The following is a 19,459-nucleotide window of genomic DNA, read 5'->3' as shown; positions in this document are numbered from 1 at the left end:
CGGTTCCCCGTGGTGTCAGCCGGTTCCTCGTAGTGTCAGCCGGCCTCGGCGATGGGGGTGAGCGGGGTTCCGAAGGAGCCGAGCAGGGACTCGATGGCGGGCAGGCAGGTGCCGCAGCCGGTCCCCGCGTGGGTCTCCCTGCCGATGGCCGCTGCCGTGTCGGCGCCCGCCAGCCACGCGGTCCTGATCCGTTCCTTGGAGACGGCGTTGCAGTGGCAGATCGTCGCCGTACTCGGCAGCCTGGCCAGGTCATGCGCCGGGCCGTGCGCCGGGTCGCGGGCGGCCAGCTCGGGGAAGAGCAGGCTCTCCGGCCCGGCGGGCAGGCGGGCCTGCCGGTCGTACAGCTGGGTGAGCACGCCCGCCGCGTCGCCGCGGCCCAGCAGGATCGCGCCGGCGAGCCGGTCGTCACGGATGACCAGCTTCCTGTAGACCCCGGCGGCGGGATGGCTGAAGGTGACGGTCTCGCCGTCCGCGTGCACGTCGCCCAGCGAGGCCACCTCCAGACCGGGCGCCTTGAGCCTGGTGACCAGCCGCGACCCGCGATAACGGGCCGGCTCGCCCGCGAGGTGGGCGGCGAGCACGGCGGCCTGCTCCCAGCAGGGCCCGACCAGGCCGTAGACGACGCCGCAGTGCTGGGCGCACTCGCCGATGGCGTACACGTACGGGTCGTCGGTGCGCAGCAGGTCGTCCACCACGACACCGCGCTCGACGGTCAGGCCCGACTCGCGCGCGAGCGACGTGACGGGACGCACCCCGCAGGAGGCGACCACCAGGTCGGCCGCGATCGGCGTGCCGTCGCTGAGCACCACCCCGTCGGGCTCGACCGCCGCGACGCTGACGCCGACACGGACGGTGATGCCGAGGCCGGCCAGCGTCCTCGCGAGGATGTCGCCTCCGCGGGCGTCGAGCTGGCGTTCCATGAGGTGGCCCGCGAGGTGCACGACGGTCACCCTGACGCCCCGTACCGCGAGCCCGCGTGCCGCCTCGATGCCGAGCAGGCCGCCGCCGATCACCACGGCGTGGTGCGCGGTGCTGGCGCGGGCGACGATGCGGTCGCAGTCGTCCAGCGTGCGGAACGGCAGGGCGCCTTCGATGCCGGGCACGGGCGGCACGAGCGGCTCGCTGCCGGTGGCGAGGACGCAGACGTCGTAAGGGGTGCGGCCGCCGTCCTCGGCGACGACCTGCCGCGCCGCCCGGTCGATCGCGGTGACCCGCACGCCCGCGCGCACCTCGACGTCGCCGGGCAGCGGCGTCGCGAGCTGGCTCGCGCGGGTGGCGCCGGCGAGCACGCCGGAAAGCAGCACCCTGTTGTACGGCAGGCGCGGCTCCGCCCCGAACAGGGTGATGTCCGCGCCGCGCAGCCGTGCGTCACTGACCAGCCGGGCGCCGGCCATGCCGCCGCCTATCACTACCACTCTCACGGACGGCCTCCACGCGTACGGCGCACACCTTCAGCTCCGGCATGCGCGACAGGGGATCCAAAGCTGGATTCGTCAGGAAATTGGCTCCCGGCCAGTGGAAGGGCATGAACACCGTGTCGCGCCGGACGCCGGCGCTGATCCTGGCGGGCACGACAACGCTGCCCCGCCTGCTGCTCACGCGGACGGCGTCGCCCTGCGCCACGGACAGCCGGGCCGCCAGGTCGGGGTGCAGCTCGACGAACGGCCCTGGGACGGCACGGTCGAGGTCACGGACCCGGCGGGTCTGCGCGCCGCTCTGGTAGTGCTGCAGCACCCGTCCGGTGGTGAGATAGACCGGGTAGTCGGCGCAGACGTCCTCGGCAGGCGGGCGGAACCCGACGGGCACGAAGCGCGCCCTGCCGTCCTCGGTGGCGAAGCGGTCGAGGAACAACCGGGGCCCGCCCCAGAAGCCGCCGGTGTCGTAGTCGATGGGCGCGTAGTCGACGGGGCCGCCGGCGCCGGCCCGCCGGAGCTCGGCGAAGACGCGCCGGGGGTCGGGGGTGAAGTCGCCCGGGGCGTCCATCCGCCGCGCGAGCTCGTGCATGACCTCCAGGTCCGATCGCACCTCCGGCGGCGGTACGGTCGCCCGGCGGCGGCGGACGACCCTGCCCTCCAGGGTCGTCATGGTGCCGTCCTCCTCCGCCCATTGGGTGACGGGCAGCACCACGTCGGCCATGCGGGCGGTCTCGGACGGGACGACGTCGCACACCAGCAGGAAGTCGAGGGCGCGCAGCCGCTCCCGTACGCGGGCCGTCTCCGGCGCGGAGACCGCCGGGTTGGAGCCGAAGACCAGCAGCGCCCTCGGCCCGTCCTCGGTGCCCAGCGACTGGAGGAGCTCGTACGCCGACCGCCCAGGCCCCGGCAGGTCCTCGGGGCGCACTCCCCAGACGCGGGCGACGTGCGCGCGGGCCTCGGGGTCGCGGATGTCGCGGCAGCCGGGCAGCTGGTCGGCCTTCTGCCCGTGCTCGCGCCCGCCCTGGCCGTTGCCCTGCCCGGTGAGCGTGCCGAAGCCGGAGCCGGGACGGCCGGGCAACCCGAGTGCGAGCGCCAGGTTGACGAAGGCCGTCACCGTGTCCACGCCCTTGGCGTGCTGTTCCGAGCCGCGCGCGGTGAGCACGACGGCGGGCCGCCGCGCGAGCGCGCGTACCGTCTCGCGCAGCAGCCGCACCGGCACCCCCGTGATCCGCTCGGCTCGCTCGGGCCAGTAGGCGTTGGACTCCGCGACCGCCGCGGCGAAGCCGCTGGTCCGTTCCGCGATGTAGCCGGCGTCGATGAGGTCGTCGGCGACCGCTATGTGCAGCAGCCCCAGCGCCAGCGCGAGATCCGTGCCGGGGGTGAGCTGCAGGTGCAGGTCCGCGAGCCGGGCGGTGGCCGTCGCCCGCGGATCCACCACGATCAGCCGCTTCGCGCCGCGCAACCGGCGGACGAGGGGCGGCATGGTCTCGGCCGGGTTGGCCCCGGCCAGCAGCACCGTCTCCGCCCGCGCGAGGTCGTCGGCGGGGAACGGCAGGCCGCGATCGACGCCGAAGGCGCGCCGCACCGCGACGGCCGCCGACGACATGCAGAAGCGCCCGTTGTAGTCGATCTGGCTGGTACGCAGCGCGACCCGGGCGAACTTGCCCAGCAGGTACGCCTTCTCGTTGGTCAGGCCGCCCCCGCCGAACACGGCCACGCCGTCAGGCCCGTGGGCGTCCTGGATCTGCCGGATGCGCGTGACGGCCAGATCGAGCGCCTCGTCCCACGTCGCCGCCCGGCCGCCCACCAGGGGCGTGGTCAGCCGGTCGGGCGCGCGCAGCACCTCAGCCGCCGTCCAGCCCTTCTGGCACAGGCTCTCGGCGGAGATCAGCCCGCCGGCCGAGACGTCCATGCCGCACTGGAGGGCGCAATAGGGGCAGTGCGTCCTGGTCATACCCGCGCCTCGGCCAGGCTGGGCCGCCACCACAGCAGCACCGTGCGCAGGTAGCACCACCACGTCACCCCGCAGCAGGCGAGGTAGAACAGCACGAACGCGGCCAGCGCCGCGCCCGCGCCGCCGAAGGCCGCGTACGACTCGCCGAACGCCCGGTTGATGAAGAAGCCGCCCAGCGCGCCCACGGCCGACACCAGGCCGAGCGCGGAGGAGGTCGCCCGCCTGCCGCCCTCCACGCTGCCTTCGACCGCGGTGAAGATGGCCGGGATCATCCGGTAGGTGGAGCCGTTGCCCGCGCCCGACGCGACGAACAGCAGCATGAACCCCGCGAAGAACGCCAGGAACGCGCCAGAGGCGAGCGCCGCCCACACCGCCAGCGCGCCGGCGCCCATGACGGCGAAGGTCCAGAAGGTCACCTTCGCGCCGCCGTACCGGTCGGACAGCCAGCCGCCGAGCGGCCTGGCCAGCGACCCGGCCAGCGGGCCCGCGAAGGCCGGCGCGGCGACGGCGGCGTACGGGAACTCGTTGCTCATCAGCAGCGGGAAGGCGGTGGCGTAGCCCATGAACGAGCCGAACGTGCCGATGTAGAGGAACGACATGATCCACATCTGCCGGTGGCGTACCACCCGGAACTGCTCGCGCACACTCGCCCTGGCCGAGGCCAGGTTGTCCATCCCCCACCAGGCGGCGAACGCCGCGACCAGCAGCAGCGGCACCCAGACCCACCCGGCGGCGGCCGCCCCGTAGGCGGCGACCACCGCGGGGATGAGCACCTGGACGGAGCTGACCCCGATGTTGCCTCCCGCCGCGTTGAGTCCCAGGGCGACGCCCTGCTTGCCGGCGGGGAAGAAGTTCGTGATGTTGGCCATGCTGGAGGCGAAGTTCCCGCCGCCGAGCCCGGCCGTCGCCGCGATCACCAGGAACATCCAGTACGGCGTCCCAGGGTCGCGTACCGCCACCACGAGCAGCAGGGCGGGCACCAGCAGCAGCAACGCGCTCAGGACGGTGAAGTTCGCGCCGCCCATCCGCGCGGGCAGGAACGTGTAGGGGATCCGCAGCACGGCGCCCACCAGATTGGGCAACGCCACCAGCCAGAACAGCTGGTTCACCGAGAGATCGCGGCCGCCGAGCTCCAGGGTGACCACACTCCAGACCGTCCACACGGCGAATCCCAGATGTTCCACGACTATCGACAGCACGAGATTGCGCCAGGCGACTTTCCGGCCCACCGCCCGCCAATAAGCCGCGTCCTCGAGTCGTAAATCGTCGATACCGCGACGCCGGGAAAGACGAATGACCATGCTTTCTATAATGAGGCAGATAGCGGGCGCGAAAACAATCACAGAAACAAAGGATGGTCGTGGTGATAGAATCCCCCGTCGCGCTTATCCCCCATCATCAGCTATTGATCTTCCTGTTGCAAGGCTGCGCGCTGTTAGTGGCCGCCCGGCTGCTCGGCGCGCTGGCCAGGTCCGTCGGGATTCCCGCGATCGTGGGCGAATTGACGGCGGGTGTGCTGCTCGGGCCGACCGTGTTCGGCAACGTGGCGCCCGAATTCTTCGCGTGGCTGTTTCCGCGCGATCCCGCCCAGTTCCACCTGCTCGACGTCGTGGCCCAGCTGGGCGTGCTCCTGCTGGTCGCGCTGACCGGCGCCGAGCTGGACGCCGGCGTGCTGCGCAGCCGCCGCCGCGCGGTCGTCGCCATCAGCGTCGCGGGGATGCTCGTGCCGCTGTGCCTGGGCGTCGCGACAGGGTTGCTGATGCCGGCCTGGCTGCGGCCCGACGGCGCGGATCCGCTGGTGTTCGCCCTGTTCCTGGGCGTGGTGATGGGCGTGAGCGCGCTGCCGGTCATCGCCAAGACGCTGATGGACCTCGGCCTGCTCGGGCACCGCGTCGGCCAGCTGATCATCGCATCAGGCGTGCTGCAGGACGTCGCCGGCTGGCTGCTGCTCATGGTCGTCTCGGCGCTGGCGGCCTCCGGCCTGTCGGGGGGCGGCTGGGCCGTGTCGCTCGCCGCCCTGCCCGTGCTGGCGTTCGTGCTGCTCATCGGCAGGCCGCTGGCCCGCTGGACGGTCCGTACCGCGCCGAACTCCGGGGTCACCGCGATCGTCACCATGACGCTGGTGGGGGCGGCGACGGCGCACGCCATGGGGCTGGAGCCGGTCTTCGGCGCGCTGCTCGCGGGCCTCGCCATCGGCTCCGTACGCGCGCACGTCGGCCAGGCGCTGGCCGTGGTGCGTACGTGGGTGATGTCGGTGCTCGCGCCGCTGTTCTTCGCCACGGTGGGCCTGCGCATGGACCTGACGGCGCTGGCCGAGCCCGCGATCCTGGCCGTGTCGGCGGCGGTGCTCTGCGTCGGCGTGACAGGCAAGTTCGCCGGCGCCTGGATCGGCGGCGCCTGCTCCCGCATGGACCGCTGGGAGCGCCTGGCGGTGGGCGCCGGAATCAACGCCCGCGGCGTGGTCGAGGTCATCATCGCGGCAGTCGGCCTGCGCCTCGGAATTCTCGACGCCACCATGTACACGGTCATCGTGCTGTTCGCCGTCGCCACGTCATTGGCCGCCCCGCCGATCCTGCGATTCGCCACCCGCAGGCTGCCCGCGGACGAAACGGCGGTGTCCCGCCGGCGAGACCTCATCGTTGACTGAATGGCCGTCCCGAGTATCGTCGTGGCCACATGAATTTGTTTCGCCGTGGAGCTGCTCATGAAATTCGGGATTGGCATCGGCCGCACTTTGTCGGCCTATCAGGCGGCTAATGTCGCGACGCTTGCTGACGAACTTGGATACGAGCACTGCACCTTCATCGAGTCGCAGAACCTGTGTCGCGACTCGACCGTCATGATGGCGCTCGCAGCCGAGCGCACGACGCGCATCAAGCTCGGCCACGCGGTCACCAATCCGTATATCCGGCATCCCGCCGTATTGGCCAACACCATTGCCACGATCGACGAGCTGTCCGGCGGCCGTGCCTTTCTCGGCATCGGCGCGGGCGGCAGCGCGGTCGCCATGGTGGGCCGCAGCGCGCGCCCGCTGGGCGAGCTACGGGACGTGGTCTCCTTCTTCCGCTCGTTCGTCGCGGGCGAGGAGGCGACCTGGCACGAGGCGCCGATGCGGTCGGGATGGTCGCGCAGAGACATCCCCGTCGTGCTCGGCACCCACGGCGCGCGCAGTTGCCGGCTCGCGGGAAGCATCGCCGACGGCGTGTTCCTGCCGGGCCTCGACCCGCGCATCGCCGCGTGGAAGCGGGAACGGGTGGCCGAAGGCGCCGCGCAGGCCGGCCGGACGCCGGCCGACCTGCAGCTGTGGAGCAGGGGCGCGGTGTTCGTCCACGAGGACGTGGACTACGCCAGGGAGTTCGTCCGCTCCTACGCCGCCACCTCGGCCTTCTTCCTGTGGCGCTCGGCGGTCAGCCGCCCTGAGCCGGTGAACCGCCTGCTCGCCTCCGCGCTGCCCGCGGGCGTGGTGGAGGAGATGGCCAAGCTGGCCGAGCGCTACCAGTGGGAGCAGCACGAGGCCAAGGGCGCGGCACACGCCCGCGACCTGTCCAGCGAGCTCATCGACTGCTTCGCGATCTACGGCCCGCCTGAGCGCTGCGTGGAGCGCCTGGCCGCCCTGGCCGACGTCGGCGTGGACGCGGTGTCGTTCACCCTGTACGGCGTCCCGGACAAGGCCGACATGATCACCCGCATCATCCACGACGTGGCCGGTCAGCTCCGCTGACGACCGGTCGGCTCCGCTGACGATTCGGAAGGAATGCGCCAATGCCGTTCATCACGGTGCTCATGCTCAGCGGCAAGGATCTCGACCAGCGCCGCAGATTCGCAGAAGAGGTCACCAAGTCGGCCGAGGCGACGCTGGGCGCCAGGCCCGAGGAGGTGCGCGTCCGGTTCGTGGAGATGACACGCAGGGATTTCGCCCGCGCCGGACGACTGATGTGTGACGAGGTGTGAGGAACATGGGTGTGGCTACGCTGACCGGCACGGGCGTCCGGGCGTCGGCCCGGCAGTCCCGGTTGTGGTATTTGCAGCATCTGCACGACGCCGTCGCCCCCTTCACCACGGGCGACGCGGTGATCGTCGACGGCCCGCCGCGCGAGGAGCGGCTGCGCGCCGCGATCGCCCAGCTCCATCTGCGGCACGCGGAGTTGCGCTCCGGTTTCGCCGCCTCCGACGGAGTGATCCGCAGGGTGCCGGCCGACCAGCCGCCGCCCACCGTGGTCGTGGAGGAAGGCGAGGAGTACGCCGTCGCGCGATGGGCGGCGCAGGCGGCCAGGATCCCCTTTGACATCGCGGACGGCCCGCTGTGGAGAGTGCGCGTCCTGTCGTTGCCGGACGGGCGGCACGTGGTGCTGCTCGTCGCCCACCATGTGATCGCCGACGACTTCCGGGTCCGCGACCTGCTGGACGAGCTGCTCACCTGCTATGACGGCGGCTCGCCAGGTCCTTGCGCCGACCCGGTGCCGGCGCTGGAGTCGGATGACGCCGTGGAGGCGGCGGCCTGCCGGCTGCACGGCGCGCCCACCGGTCTCGAACTGCCGGCCGACCGGCTGCGCCCGCCCGTGCTGAGCTACCGGGGCGGCCGGGCCCGCGCCGACGTCGAGGCGGCCGTGCTGGAGCGGGCCGGCGGCGAGGAGGCGCTGCTCGCCGCGTTCGCGGTGCTCGCCCACCGCTACACCGGGTCCGAGGAGATCGTCGTCGCGGTGCACGACCCGGCGGTGACCGTCGAGGGCGCGGTCAACCCGCTCCCCGTGCGCATCGACCTGACCGGCGACCCCGTCTTCGCCACCGTGCTGCAGCGCGTGCGCGGCGCCGTCGAGGAGGCGCGCGCCCACGGCGCGGTGCCGTTCGAAGCGGTGATCGGCCGCGTGGAGCGCGAGCACGACCCCAGCCGCCGGCCGCTGTGCCAGCTCGCCTACTCGTCGTCGCAGTCGTCGCGGCCGCGGCACCGCGCGGTGGAGGTGGACACCGGCGTCGCCCTGTTCGACCTCGCCCTGTCCGCCCGGCCGCACGAGCACGGCGCGTCCCTGACCTTCGACTACGACGCCGATCTGTTCACGGCCGAGACCGTGCGGCGCTTCGGGGCCAACCTGGTCACGCTGCTGACGAGCGTCGCGGAGCACCCCGAGGTGCCGATCTCGCGGCAGCGGGTCCTGACCGGCGAGGAGAGCGCGCTGATCGCCCGGCACCAGGACGGCGGCCCCGTAGCGGGTGACGCGCTGGTGCACCGGCTCATCGCCGAGCAGGCCGCCCGCCGGCCCGGCGCGTGGGCGCTGATCTCCGAGTCCGCGCGGCTGACCTTCGCCGAGCTGAACGGCCGGGCCAACAGGATCGCCCACCACCTGCGCGACCTCGGCGTACGCCGCCAGACCCCCGTGGGCGTGTGCCTGCCCAGGTCGGCCGAGATGGTCGTGGCCGTGCTCGGCGTGCTCAAGGCGGGCGGCGCGGCCGTCCTGCTCGATCCCGCGCAGCCCGCGCGGCGGCTGGCGATGATGCTGGACGACTCCAGGCCGCTCGCCGTGCTCACCGCCGAGGAGCAGCTCGGCAAGGTGCCCGGCACGTACGCCGGGCACATCTGGTGCCTCGACCGCGACGGCGACCTGCTGAACCGGTCGTCCGCCGCCGACCCCGACGAGTGGGCGCACCCGCTGTCGGTCTGCCAGATCGCCTACACGTCCGGCTCGACCGGCGAGCCGCGCGGCGTGGCGTTCAACCACGCGGCGGTGATCAGGGGCGCGATGGGCACCCGGCAGTGCTACCGGCTGACCGAGGACGACCGGGGCACGTGGATCTCGGCGCCCGGGTTCGGCATCTCGTTCGTCAACGAGCTGTGGCCGTTCCTGACCGCGGGCGCGGCGGTGCACATCGCCGGCGAGCTGACCGTGAGCACGCCGTTCCGGCTGCGGGACTGGCTGGTGGACAACGGGATCACGGTGTCGCTGGTGACCAAGGCGCTGGCCGAGCGGCTGTGCGCGGTCGACTGGCCGGAGGAGGTGGCGCTGCGGACGCTGCTGGTGTCCGGTGAGCGGACCGGTTGGCTGTCGTCCACGGTGCCGTTCGAGGTGGCCGTCATCTACGGCTCGACCGAGACCACGAACGCCACGACCTGCCTGAACGAGACGGCCGGCACTCGCATCACGCCCAGGCGGATCCCCGAGGAGGAGCGGCGGTCGATCTCGTCGCCCATCGGGCTGCCGGTGCCGGGCGCGCGCGTGTACGTGCTGGACGCCAACACGCAGGTCGTCCCCATGGGCGTGCCCGGCCAGATCCACGTGGGCGGCGAGCTGCTGCAGAGCGGCTACGTCAACAGGCCGGGCCTGACCGCCGCCAAGTGGCTGCCCGACCCGTACGCGGGCCGCGCCGGCGCCCGCATGGTGGCCAGCGGCGACATCGGCCGCATGCTGCCCGACGGCTCGATCGAGATCCTCGGCCGGGTGGACGACCAGATCAGCCTCAACGGCTACCGCGTCGAGCCCGGCGAGGTGGCCGCGCGCCTGCTCGAACATCCGGCGGTGCGGCACGCCGCGGTCGTCGTCCGCGAGGACGAGCCGGGCGAGCGGCGGCTGGTCGCCTACGTGGTGCCGGAGGTCAATCGCCGGGTGCACAAGTCGGAGCTGCTTGAGCTGCTGCGCGAGCAGCTCCCCGGCTACATGGTGCCGGGGGCGTGCGAGCTGATCGACGCGCTGCCGACGCTGCCCAACGGCAAGCTCGACAAGAGCCGCCTGCCCGCGCCCGACCGGGGCAGCCGCTCGGTCACCTACGAGGAGCCCGCCACCGAGGTGGAGCGGGAGCTGGCCGAGATCTGGCGCTCGGTGCTGCGCACCGACACCGTGGGCGCCGACGACAACTACTTCGAGCTGGGCGGCGACTCGCTGACCGGCATGGAGCTGATGGCCGCGATCAGCGCCGCCTTCGGCGTCGAGCTCGCGCTGTCCGTCCTGTTCGAGGCGCCCACCGTCCGGGAGATGAGCCGGGCGATCGAGCGGGAGCGCGACGGTGACGGGGCCCGCGCCGCGGACAAGGACGCGCTGCCGGTGATCCGCACCGACCCCGCCGCCCGGTACGAGCCGTTCCCGCTCACCGACATCCAGCACGCGTACTGGATCGGCCGACTGACCGGCATGGAGCTGGGCGACGTCGGCTGCCACGGCTACCAGGAATGGGACGTCGCCGACCTCGACGTCGAGCGCCTGCGTGAGGCCATCGACCGGCTGGTGCGCAGGCACGACATGCTGCGCGCGGTCGTGACCGGCGACGGCCGCCAGCGGGTGCTGCCCGAGGTGCCGCCGTACCAGGTGGAGGTGACCGACCTGCGCGGGGCCGGCGCGTCCGAGCGCGCGGCCGCGCTGGCCGAGATCCGCGAGCGGCTCTCCCACGAGGTGCTGGCCGCCGACCGGTGGCCGCTGTTCGGCGTGCGGGTGACCCGGGTGGACGAGGTCGTCTCCCGCGTGCACATCAGCTTCGACCTGCTGATCTTCGACGCCAGGAGCGCCCGCGTCTTCACCCAGGAGCTGTCCAGGCTCTACCGGGACCCCGACGTGCCGCTGCCGCCGATCGAGCTGTCGTTCCGCGACTACGTGCTGGCGGAACGCGCCGCGCGGGAGAGCTCCCCGCTCTACCGGGCCGCCCGCGAGTACTGGGAGGGCAGGCTGGCCGAGCTGCCGCCCGCGCCCGAGCTGCCCTACCTGCGCAGCCTCGGCTCGGTCGAGAACCCCAGGTTCGAGCGGCACGCGGGCCGCGTCGAGCCCGACGTGTGGCTGCGGCTGCGGCACGCGGCGGCCGGCGCCGGCATCACCCCGTCGGCGCTGCTGCTCGCCGCCTTCGCGGAGATCCTCGCCACCTGGAGCGCGGGGCCGCGGTTCACCGTCAACATGACGCTGTTCAACAGGCCGCCGCTGCATCCGCAGCTCAACGACCTGCTGGGCGACTTCACCTCCGGCCTGCTGCACGCGGTCGACCACCGCGGCGCCGACTTCGCCGCCCGCGCCCGCGACGTGCAGGAACGGCTCTGGCAGGACCTGGAGCACCGGCACGTCGGCAGCGTGCAGGTGCTGCGGGAGCTGGGCAGGCGGCAGGGCGGCGCGCCCAGGGCCGCCATGCCGGTCGTGTTCTCCAGCCTGGTCGGCGTGCCCCGCATGGACTGGGGCAACATCGGCCGCTACGTCTTCGGCGTCACGCAGACCCCGCAGGTCGCGCTCGACCACCAGGTGATGGAGGTGGACGGCGGGCTCGACTACTGCTGGGACGCGGTGGCCGAGCTCTTCCCCCCTGGGCTGATCGGCGACATGGCCGAGGCGTACGGCAGGCTGCTGCGCCGCCTGGCCGACTCCCCCGAGGCGTGGCGGGAGCCCAGCCCGGTCACGCTCCCCCAGGCCACCGTCGAGCGCCGCGCCGCGGTGAACGCCACCACGTCGGGGGTGACGGCGGAGCTGCTGCACGAGCCGTTCCTGCGGCAGGCCGCGCGGACGCCCGACGCCGCCGCGGTGATCGACGAGCGGGTGATCACGTACCGGGAGCTCGCCGACGCGTCGTCGGCGCTGGCCGCCCGCGTGATCGACGCGCGCGGCGGGCCCGAGCGGCTGGTCGCGGTGCTCATGCGCAAGGGCTGGGAGCAGATCGCGGCCGTGCTCGGCGTGCTGCGGGCCGGCGCCGCGTACCTGCCGGTCGATCCCGACCTGCCGGCCGAACGCATCGCGTACCTGCTCGAGAACGGCCAGGCCGACATCGTGCTCACCCAGGAGGGCGTGGACGTCCCGTCGGCGGCCAGGGTGATCGACAAGGTCATCACGGTGCCGGGCGACCCTGCCGCGTTGCGGCCGGCGCCGGTGCCCGACTGCCCCGCCACGCCCGACTCCCTGGCGTACGTCATCTACACCTCCGGCTCCACCGGCAGGCCGAAGGGCGTGATGATCGAGCACAGGGCGGCGTGGAACACGATCGCCGACATCAACGAGCGGGTCGGCCTCGGGCCCGACGACCGCGTGCTCGCGCTCTCCTCGCTCAGCTTCGACCTGTCGGTCTGGGACGTCTTCGGGCTGCTCGCCGTCGGCGGCGCCCTGGTCGTCCCGCCGGTCTCGGCGAGCCCGGACCCGCGCGCGTGGGCCGACCTGGTCGCCCGCGAACGCGTCACGATCTGGAACTCGGTGCCCGCGTTGTGGCAGATCCTCGCCGACTACCTGCGCGGACGCGGCGAGCGGGTCGCCCCCAGCCTGCGCACGGTGATGCTCAGCGGCGACTGGATCCCGCTCACCACGTACGAGCACCTGACCGAGGTCTCCCCCGGCACCCGGCTGATCAGCCTGGGCGGCGCGACCGAGGCCGCCATCTGGTCCATCGCGCACGACGTCGGCCCCGGCACGCCGGACTGGCCCAGCGTGCCGTACGGCAGGCCGCTGCGTAACCAGCGCTGGCACGTCCTGGACGACCGGCTGGAGCCGTGCCCCGACTGGGTCACCGGAGCGTTGTTCATCGCCGGTGACGGGCTGGCCCGCGGCTACTGGGCGCGGCCCGAGCTGACCGCCGAGCGGTTCATCACGCACCCGCGGACCGGCGAGCGGCTCTACCGGACCGGCGACCTGGGCCGCTACCGCCCGTCGGGCGACCTGGAGCTGCTGGGACGTGAGGACTTCCAGGTGAAGATCCTCGGCCACCGCATCGAGCTGGGCGAGATCGAGACGGCGCTGGCCGCCCACCCGCAGGTCGCCGCGTGCTGCGTGGTGGCCGTGGGCGAGCGCACGGCGAAGCGGCTGATCGCCCACCTGGTGCCGGAGCAGGGCGCCGAGCCCGATCCCGCCGAGATCAGGGAGTTCCTGGCCGGCAAGCTGGTGCGCGACGTCGTGCCGACGCACTACAACGTCCTCACCGAGCTGCCGCTGACCTCCAACGGCAAGGTGGACAGGCCCGCCCTGGCCGCGCTCGGCGCACCGGAGCGCAGACACTCAGGCGGGGGCGAGCCCGCGTCCCCCGCCGAGGCGGCGCTGGCCGGCATCGCGGCGGAGATCCTCGGCGTCGACGAGCTCGGCCCCGAGGAGGACTTCTTCGCCGCGGGCGGCGACTCGCTGCGGGCCATCGCGTTCATCAACGAGGCCGCGAACGCGGGCTACGACATCCCCGTCGAGTCCTTCTTCCAGTTCCCGACCATTCGCGCCGCCGCGGCCGCGGGGCCGGTCGTGGTGGACATGAGAGGAGAGTCGGCGTGAGCGTACACGCCCTGATCGAGGAGCAGGCCAGGCGCGGCCCGCACCGGGCCGCCGTGGTGTCCGGCTCCACGGTGCTCCACTACGGCCGGCTCAACAGCCGCGCCAACCAGGTGGCCCGTCTGCTCAGGAAGCTGGGGGTGAGCGCCGACGAGCCCGTGGGCACCTGCCTGTCCCGCTCACCCGACGCGGTGGTGTCCGCGCTGGCCATCGTCAAGGCCGGCGCGGCGCCCGTCCTGCTCGACCCGGCGGTGCCCCTGGAGCGCACGGTCGCCCAGATCCGCTCCTGTCGCGTCAAGGTGCTGGTCACGTCCACGGTGAACGGCGACGTCGCGGCGCGGCTCCAGTCCGCCGTGGCGGAGCTGGGGGTGCGCGTCGTGCGGCTGGACGCCGACCGGGAGCAGATCGACGAGCTGCCCGCCGACGACCTCACGGACGTGCGCGTCACCCCCGACAGCGCCGCGCACATCGTCCACACCTCCGGCTCCGTCTCCACCCCCAAGGCGGTGGTGGCCAGGCACGAGACCGTCAGCGAGTGCGTGGCGCTGGCCCGCGAGAAGTTCGGCTTCTCCGACGAGGACCGGGTGGCCTGGTGCTCCTCGCCCGGGTTCGGCGTGTCGCTGGTCAACGAGTTGTGGCCGGCGCTGGCATCGGGCGCCGCCGTGCACATCCCGGACGCCGAGACGCTGCTGGTGCCGCAGCGGCTGCAGGAGTGGATCCTGCGGTCGCGGATCACCGTGGTGCACCTGGTGGGGACGCTCGCCGTACCGCTGTGCGAGCTGAGCTGGCCCGCGGACACCCCGCTGCGGCTGCTGCTCACCACGGGCGAGCGGTTCCGGCTCGGGCCTGACGCGGCGCCGCCGTTCGCGATCGCCGTCACCTACGGCTCCACCGAGACCACCCACATCACCGGGCGGACCGGCCCCCGCGAGACGGTCGGCCGCCCGCTCGGCGGCGCCGCCGTTCACCTGCTGGACGAGGCGGGCCGGCCGGTGCCCGACGGCGAGGTCGGTGAGGTGCACGTCGGCGGACGGCGCCTGGCGCGCGGCTACCTGGACGACCCCGCGCTGACCGCGGCCAGGTTCCTGCCCGACCCGTTCTCCGGCGACCCGGGCGCCCGCATGTACCGCACGGGCGACCTCGGCAGGTTCGACGCCGAGGGTGAGCTGGTCCTGATCGGACGGGTGGACCGGCAGGTCAAGATCCGGGGCGTCACCGTCAACCTGGACGAGGTGGAGGCGGTCGTCGCCGCGCACGCGGGCGAGGCGGCCGTGGTGACCGCCGGGGACGAGCCGCGGATCGTCGCGTACCTCGCCGATGTCGCGGGCTCCGGCGTGACCGCCCTGCACAGGGCGCTGGCCGCGCGGCTCCCGCGTACCCACATCCCCGCCGAGTTCGTGCTGCTCGACCGGCTGCCCCGCACCGTCACCGGCAAGGTGGACAGGGCGGCGCTGCCCGCGCCGCGCCGCTCCTCCTCCCCCGCTCCTGCGGACACGCCGCAGGAGCACGGCGACCTCGCCGCTCTCTGGCGGGAGCTGCTCGAACGCGACCCCGTCGGGATCGACGACGACTTCTTCGAGCTGGGCGGCCACTCACTGCTCGCGGCCCGCATGGTCATGGAGATCCAGGAGCGGCACGGCGTCAAGGTCGACCTCACGGCCTTCTACGAGCGGCCCACCATCCGCGCGCTGTCCGGCCTGCTGGCCGCCGCCGACCAGCCGGACAACGTGCTGGTCCGGGTGAGCGGGCCTGAACGGCCGCTCGCCCGGCTGGTGTGCTTCCCCTACGCGGGCGGCGGCGTCAACGCCTACTCCACGTGGGGCGAGCTGCTGCCGCCCCAAGTCGAGCTGGTCTGCGCGCAACCGCCGGGCCGCGGGCCCCGGCTGGCCGAGCGGCCACTGGAGTGGGTGGCCGAGCTGGTGGCCGGGCTGGGGCCGCGGCTGGCGGCCGACCCGCATCCGCGTACGTTCCTGTTCGGGCACAGCCTGGGCGCGATCGTGGCCTTCGAGGTGGCGCGCTGGCTGCGCAGGAACGGGCACCCCGAGCCCGCCGGGCTGCTGGTCGCCGGTTCCGCCTCCCCGCAGACGCCGATCACCGCGCGCGTCCACCTGCTGCCCGACGACGAGCTGCTCGCACACGTCGGCACGCTGGGCGGCACCGACCGGCGCCTGGTCGGCGACGAACGGCTCCGCCCCGTGCTGCTGCCGGCCCTGCGCGCCGACTTCGCCATGCACGAGACCTACCGCTACACGCCGGACGAACCCCTGGACTGCCCCGTCACCGCCTTCGCGGGCAGCCACGACGACGACGCGCCGGTCGAGGACGTGCTGGGCTGGCGGGAACAGACCGGCGGCACGTTCCGGCTGGAGGTGCTGGACGGCGGCCACTTCTTCATCGCGTCGGAGCGGGAGCGCCTCCTGGCGCTGATCGGCGACGCGCTCGCGGTGGAAGCGGAGCCGGTGACATGAGGATCGCATCGGGACACACGTCGATCGACGTCGCGTCCACCGGCACCGGGCCCGCGATCCTGCTGGTGCACGGGACGGGCGACGACAAGACCTGCTGGCGGCAGGTGGTTCCGCTGCTCGCCGGCCGCCGCCGCGTCCACGTCATGGACCGGCGCGGCAGGGGCGGCAGCGGCGACGCGGGCGGGTACGCCATCGAGGCGGAGGCCGGCGACATCGTGGCCGTGCTCGACCACCTCGGGCCCGCGACGCTGGTCGGGCACTCGTACGGCGCGATCTGCGCCCTGGAGGCGGCCTCCCGCGCACCTTCCTCGGTCACCGGGCTGGTGCTGTACGAGCCGCCCGTCCCCGTCCCAGGCACGCCTGACTTCTCGGGCGTGGCGGCCAGGGTCGCCGGCCTGTGCGCCCAGGGCCTCAGGGAGGAGGCGCTCTGCGTCTTCCTGGTCGAGGTGACCGGGCTGGATCCGGGGCTCGTCCGGCTGCTCAGGCGCGTACCGGGGTTCGCCGAACGGGCGGCGGTCGCCGACACCGTCGCCCGCGAGATCGACGCCACCCACCGCTACGTCCTCGACCGCGCGCGACTGGCCGCGCTGGACGTGCCCACCCTGCTGCTCAAGGGCGACAGGAGCGCGCCCGGCCTGCACGACGCCGTCGCGATGATCGCGGAGCTCGTGCCGCGCGCGGTCACCGAGGTGCTGCCCGGGCAGGCGCACCGGGCCATGGAAGGAGCGCCCGCCCTGCTGGCGGACGCCATCGACACCTTTGCTGGGAGGTACTCACATGAAGCGCACACCCGTTGACCCGTGGGAGTGGAACATCAAGTTCGGCTTCCACCAGGGCGAGGTCGTCGAGGGGCACCGCAGGATCCTCGTGTGCGCGGGCCAGACGGCGCTGGACGAGAACGGCGAGGTCGTCCACGCCGGGGACATGGCCGCCCAGATCGGGCTTGCCCTGGACAACGTGGAGGCCGTCCTGCACGAGGCCGGCATGCGGCTGTCAGACGTCGTCAGGCTGAACCAGTACACCACCGACATGGAGCTGTACCTGCAGCACGTGGGCGTGATGGGCAAGCGGCTCGAGGCCGCCGGCATCGCCCCGCCTGGGACCCTGCTGCAGGTCTCCGGGCTGGCCTTCCCCGGTCTGGTGGTGGAGCTGGAAGCCACCGCGGTGGCATGAGCATCCATGAGACGGTCGTGCCCCGCCCGGGCACGGCCCTGGAGCGCCTGACCAGCGCGGACGACGACCTGTGGGGGCGCGGGCTGCAATCGCTGGTCGTGAGCAGGAACGACACGCCCGTCCTCACCCTGCACCCGCACGCCGCCCCGCCGCCGCGCCCGTCGCACGGCGGGACCGGCCGGCCGGTCTCGGAGCTCACGGTGCTGCGCCGGGTGGGCGAGCAGTACGCGCTGGAGTCGGCCCGGGCCTGGTGCTCGGTACGCGTGGAGCAGCCCGACGAGCTGCCCGCCCTGCTCACGGGGAAGGGCGACCTGTGCCACTACCTCGACTGGGCCGGCCTGACCGCCGACGAGAGCGAGTCGTCGCAGTTGTCGCTGGCCCAGTGGACGCCGCACGAGCTGGCCTTCCACCAGCAGACGCGCGTCCCCGGCGCCCATCGGGACGCCGGCTTCGGCCGCTCCCGCTGGGGGGCGCGGTTCGCCGAGCTGCCGGCGCGCCACGAGCGCTTCAGCGGCGAGGGGATCGCGCTGGCCAAGCCGGACCTCGCCGAGCTGCGGCGCTCGGACCCGACCGTCACGGCCGTGCTGGAGCAGCGGCGGAGCATCCGCGAGCACGACGACGGTCATCCGCTCACCGCCGCGCAGCTCGGGCACTTCCTGTTCCGCTGCGCGCGCAACCGGTGGCTCGTGCAGCGGAACGGGTCCGAGTATCTGAGCAGGCCGTACCCGGCGGGCGGCTCGGCGTACGAGCTGGAGATCTACCCCGTGGTGCGGAACGTCGCGGGGCTCGATCCAGGCCTGTACCACTACGACCCGCAGGATCACGTGCTCAGACGGGCCGGTGAGCGTACCGGCGAGCTGCTCGCCCACGCCGCCGTCGTCGCGGGCACCGAGCGGCAACCGCAGGTCCTGCTGGTCATCGCGGCCCGGTTCGGCAGGGTCATGCGCACTTACCGGGGCATGTCCTACGCCCTGATTCTCAAGCACGTCGGCGTGGTCCAGCAGGTCATGTACACGGTGGCCACGGCCATGGGACTGGCGGTCTGCGCCCTGGGCGACGGCGACGCCACGGCCTTCGCCGACGCCACGGGCCTGGACCCGATGAGCGAGGCCAGCGTGGGCGAACTCGCCCTGGGGAGCAGGCCGGCTCGTACGAACGCGGGAGGAGTCTGATGTCCACCACCATGGTGACCAGCCACGGCCGCTGCGCCGTGCTGGAGGAGCCCCGGGGGCCCAACGGCATCCGGATGCACAAGCGCGCCGTGCCCGACCCGCCTCCTGGGAAGGTGAACGTACGGCTGCGGGCCTCCGGGCTGAACCACCTCGACCTGTGGGTGGTGAACGGCGCCCAGCGGGTCAGGACGCCACGCGTCATCGCCGCCGACGGCGCGGGCGAGGTCGTGGCCAGCGCCGCGGAGGGCTGGTCGGCGGGTGACGAGGTGGTGCTGTACCCGGTGGCGGCCTGCTGGACCTGCGCCAACTGCAAGGCGGGCCGCCACATCTACTGCAGCGGCTTCGCCGTCCTCGGCGAGCACGCGGACGGCAACGCCTGCGAGGTGGTGCAACTGCCCGCGCGCAACCTCGTACGCAAGCCCGCGGCCCTGTCCTGGGCCGAGGCCGGCGCCCTGCCGCTGGCCTTCCTCACCGCCTGGCGGATGCTGGTCTCGCGGGGCCGGCTGGCCGAGGGCGAGACGCTGCTGGTGGTGGGGGCCGGCGGAGCGGTCGGCACGGCGTCGGTGCTGATCGGCGCGCACCTCGGCGCCCGGGTCCTGGCCACCACCCGCGACCTGGGCAAGGCCGACGAGCTACGGGCGCTCGGCGCGGCCGACGTCTTCTCCTCCGACGGGTTCTCCAAGAAGGTCGTCGACCGTACCGACGGTGACGGTGCCCACGTCGTGATCGACCACGTGGGCGCGGCGACGTTCGACGAGTCGCTGCGCTCGGCGACGGTCGGGGGCCGGGTGGTGACCTGCGGCGCCACCACCGGGGTGAGCGTGCCGCTGAACCTGCCGCGGGTCTTCGTGCGCCAGCTGGAGATCCTGGGCTCGACGACGGGGACGCTGGCGGAGTTCGAGGACCTGGTCGCCGCCACGGAGGCGGGTTTGCGGCCGGCCATCGCGCGCGAATTCGGACTTGACGAAATTCGGGAAGCCCTGACGTACATGGAATCGTCCACCAATATTGGCAAGGTAATTCTGAGGCAATAGTGGCGCATTGCGATGGTTTGTCATAGGCGTATCCGGCCGGCCGCCCGTGA

At 73.2% G+C, this 19,459-nt stretch carries 12 protein-coding genes; 9 read left to right on the top strand and 3 right to left on the bottom strand.

The window, feature by feature from the left end:
- Nucleotides 1-35: 35 nt before the first annotated feature.
- The 3 genes from AB0K12_RS15085 to AB0K12_RS15075 are packed head-to-tail and all read right to left on the bottom strand — an operon-like array spanning nt 36 to nt 4,553.
- Nucleotides 36-1,421: an FAD-dependent oxidoreductase gene (locus AB0K12_RS15085; protein ID WP_364560355.1), complete on the bottom strand. Its 1,386-nt coding sequence runs from the start codon at nt 1,419-1,421 to the stop codon at nt 36-38.
- Nucleotides 1,369-3,369: a molybdopterin oxidoreductase family protein gene (locus tag AB0K12_RS15080; protein ID WP_364560352.1), complete on the bottom strand. Its 2,001-nt coding sequence runs from the start codon at nt 3,367-3,369 to the stop codon at nt 1,369-1,371. Before AB0K12_RS15080 ends, AB0K12_RS15085 begins: the two co-directional genes overlap by 53 nt.
- Entirely contained in the window at nt 3,366-4,553 is a 1,188-nt protein-coding gene (locus tag AB0K12_RS15075) for an MFS transporter (protein WP_364560350.1), read from the bottom strand. The genes AB0K12_RS15080 and AB0K12_RS15075 overlap by 4 nt, the downstream gene beginning before the upstream one ends.
- 221 nt (nt 4,554-4,774) lie before the next feature.
- Here AB0K12_RS15075 and AB0K12_RS15070 point away from each other — a divergent pair, with 221 nt between their 5' ends.
- From AB0K12_RS15070 to AB0K12_RS15030, 9 genes are read left to right on the top strand one after another with little or no spacing between them, the layout of a single operon-like run.
- A complete protein-coding gene (locus AB0K12_RS15070) occupies nt 4,775-6,016 on the top strand; it encodes a cation:proton antiporter (protein ID WP_364560348.1) in 1,242 nt (413 codons plus the stop codon).
- Nucleotides 6,017-6,073: 57 nt separating this feature from the next.
- Nucleotides 6,074-7,090, top strand: coding sequence for an LLM class flavin-dependent oxidoreductase (locus tag AB0K12_RS15065; protein WP_364560345.1), 1,017 nt, complete (start codon nt 6,074-6,076; stop codon nt 7,088-7,090).
- A gap of 41 nt (nt 7,091-7,131) precedes the next feature.
- Nucleotides 7,132-7,320 carry a tautomerase family protein gene (locus AB0K12_RS15060; RefSeq protein ID WP_364560343.1) on the top strand — a complete coding sequence of 63 codons (189 nt, stop codon included), beginning with the start codon at nt 7,132-7,134 and terminating at the stop codon, nt 7,318-7,320.
- A 5-nt stretch (nt 7,321-7,325) separates the two neighbouring features.
- Nucleotides 7,326-13,565, top strand: coding sequence for an amino acid adenylation domain-containing protein (locus AB0K12_RS15055; protein ID WP_364560340.1), 6,240 nt, complete (start codon nt 7,326-7,328; stop codon nt 13,563-13,565).
- Nucleotides 13,562-16,030, top strand: a complete 2,469-nt coding sequence (locus AB0K12_RS15050) for an AMP-binding protein (protein ID WP_364560337.1) — start codon at nt 13,562-13,564, stop codon at nt 16,028-16,030. Before AB0K12_RS15055 ends, AB0K12_RS15050 begins: the two co-directional genes overlap by 4 nt.
- On the top strand, nt 16,027-16,827 hold the full coding sequence (locus tag AB0K12_RS15045) for an alpha/beta hydrolase (protein ID WP_364560334.1): 801 nt from the start codon (nt 16,027-16,029) through the stop codon (nt 16,825-16,827). The genes AB0K12_RS15050 and AB0K12_RS15045 overlap by 4 nt, the downstream gene beginning before the upstream one ends.
- Nucleotides 16,808-17,203 carry a RidA family protein gene (locus tag AB0K12_RS15040; RefSeq protein WP_364560331.1) on the top strand — a complete coding sequence of 132 codons (396 nt, stop codon included), beginning with the start codon at nt 16,808-16,810 and terminating at the stop codon, nt 17,201-17,203. Before AB0K12_RS15045 ends, AB0K12_RS15040 begins: the two co-directional genes overlap by 20 nt.
- Nucleotides 17,200-18,375, top strand: coding sequence for a SagB family peptide dehydrogenase (locus AB0K12_RS15035; protein ID WP_364560328.1), 1,176 nt, complete (start codon nt 17,200-17,202; stop codon nt 18,373-18,375). Before AB0K12_RS15040 ends, AB0K12_RS15035 begins: the two co-directional genes overlap by 4 nt.
- The gene (locus AB0K12_RS15030; RefSeq protein ID WP_364560325.1) at nt 18,375-19,409 is read left to right on the top strand and encodes a zinc-binding dehydrogenase; all 1,035 of its coding nucleotides are present in this window, start codon (nt 18,375-18,377) and stop codon (nt 19,407-19,409) included. The genes AB0K12_RS15035 and AB0K12_RS15030 overlap by 1 nt, the downstream gene beginning before the upstream one ends.
- Nucleotides 19,410-19,459: the final 50 nt, after the last annotated feature.

Origin of the sequence: Nonomuraea sp. NPDC049419, from assembly GCF_040676995.1 — a bacterium.
Classification (GTDB): Bacteria; Actinomycetota; Actinomycetes; order Streptosporangiales; family Streptosporangiaceae; genus Nonomuraea; species Nonomuraea salmonea.
Note: the sequence above shows the minus strand (reverse complement) of the source record. Positions and strands in the feature narration are given on the sequence as shown.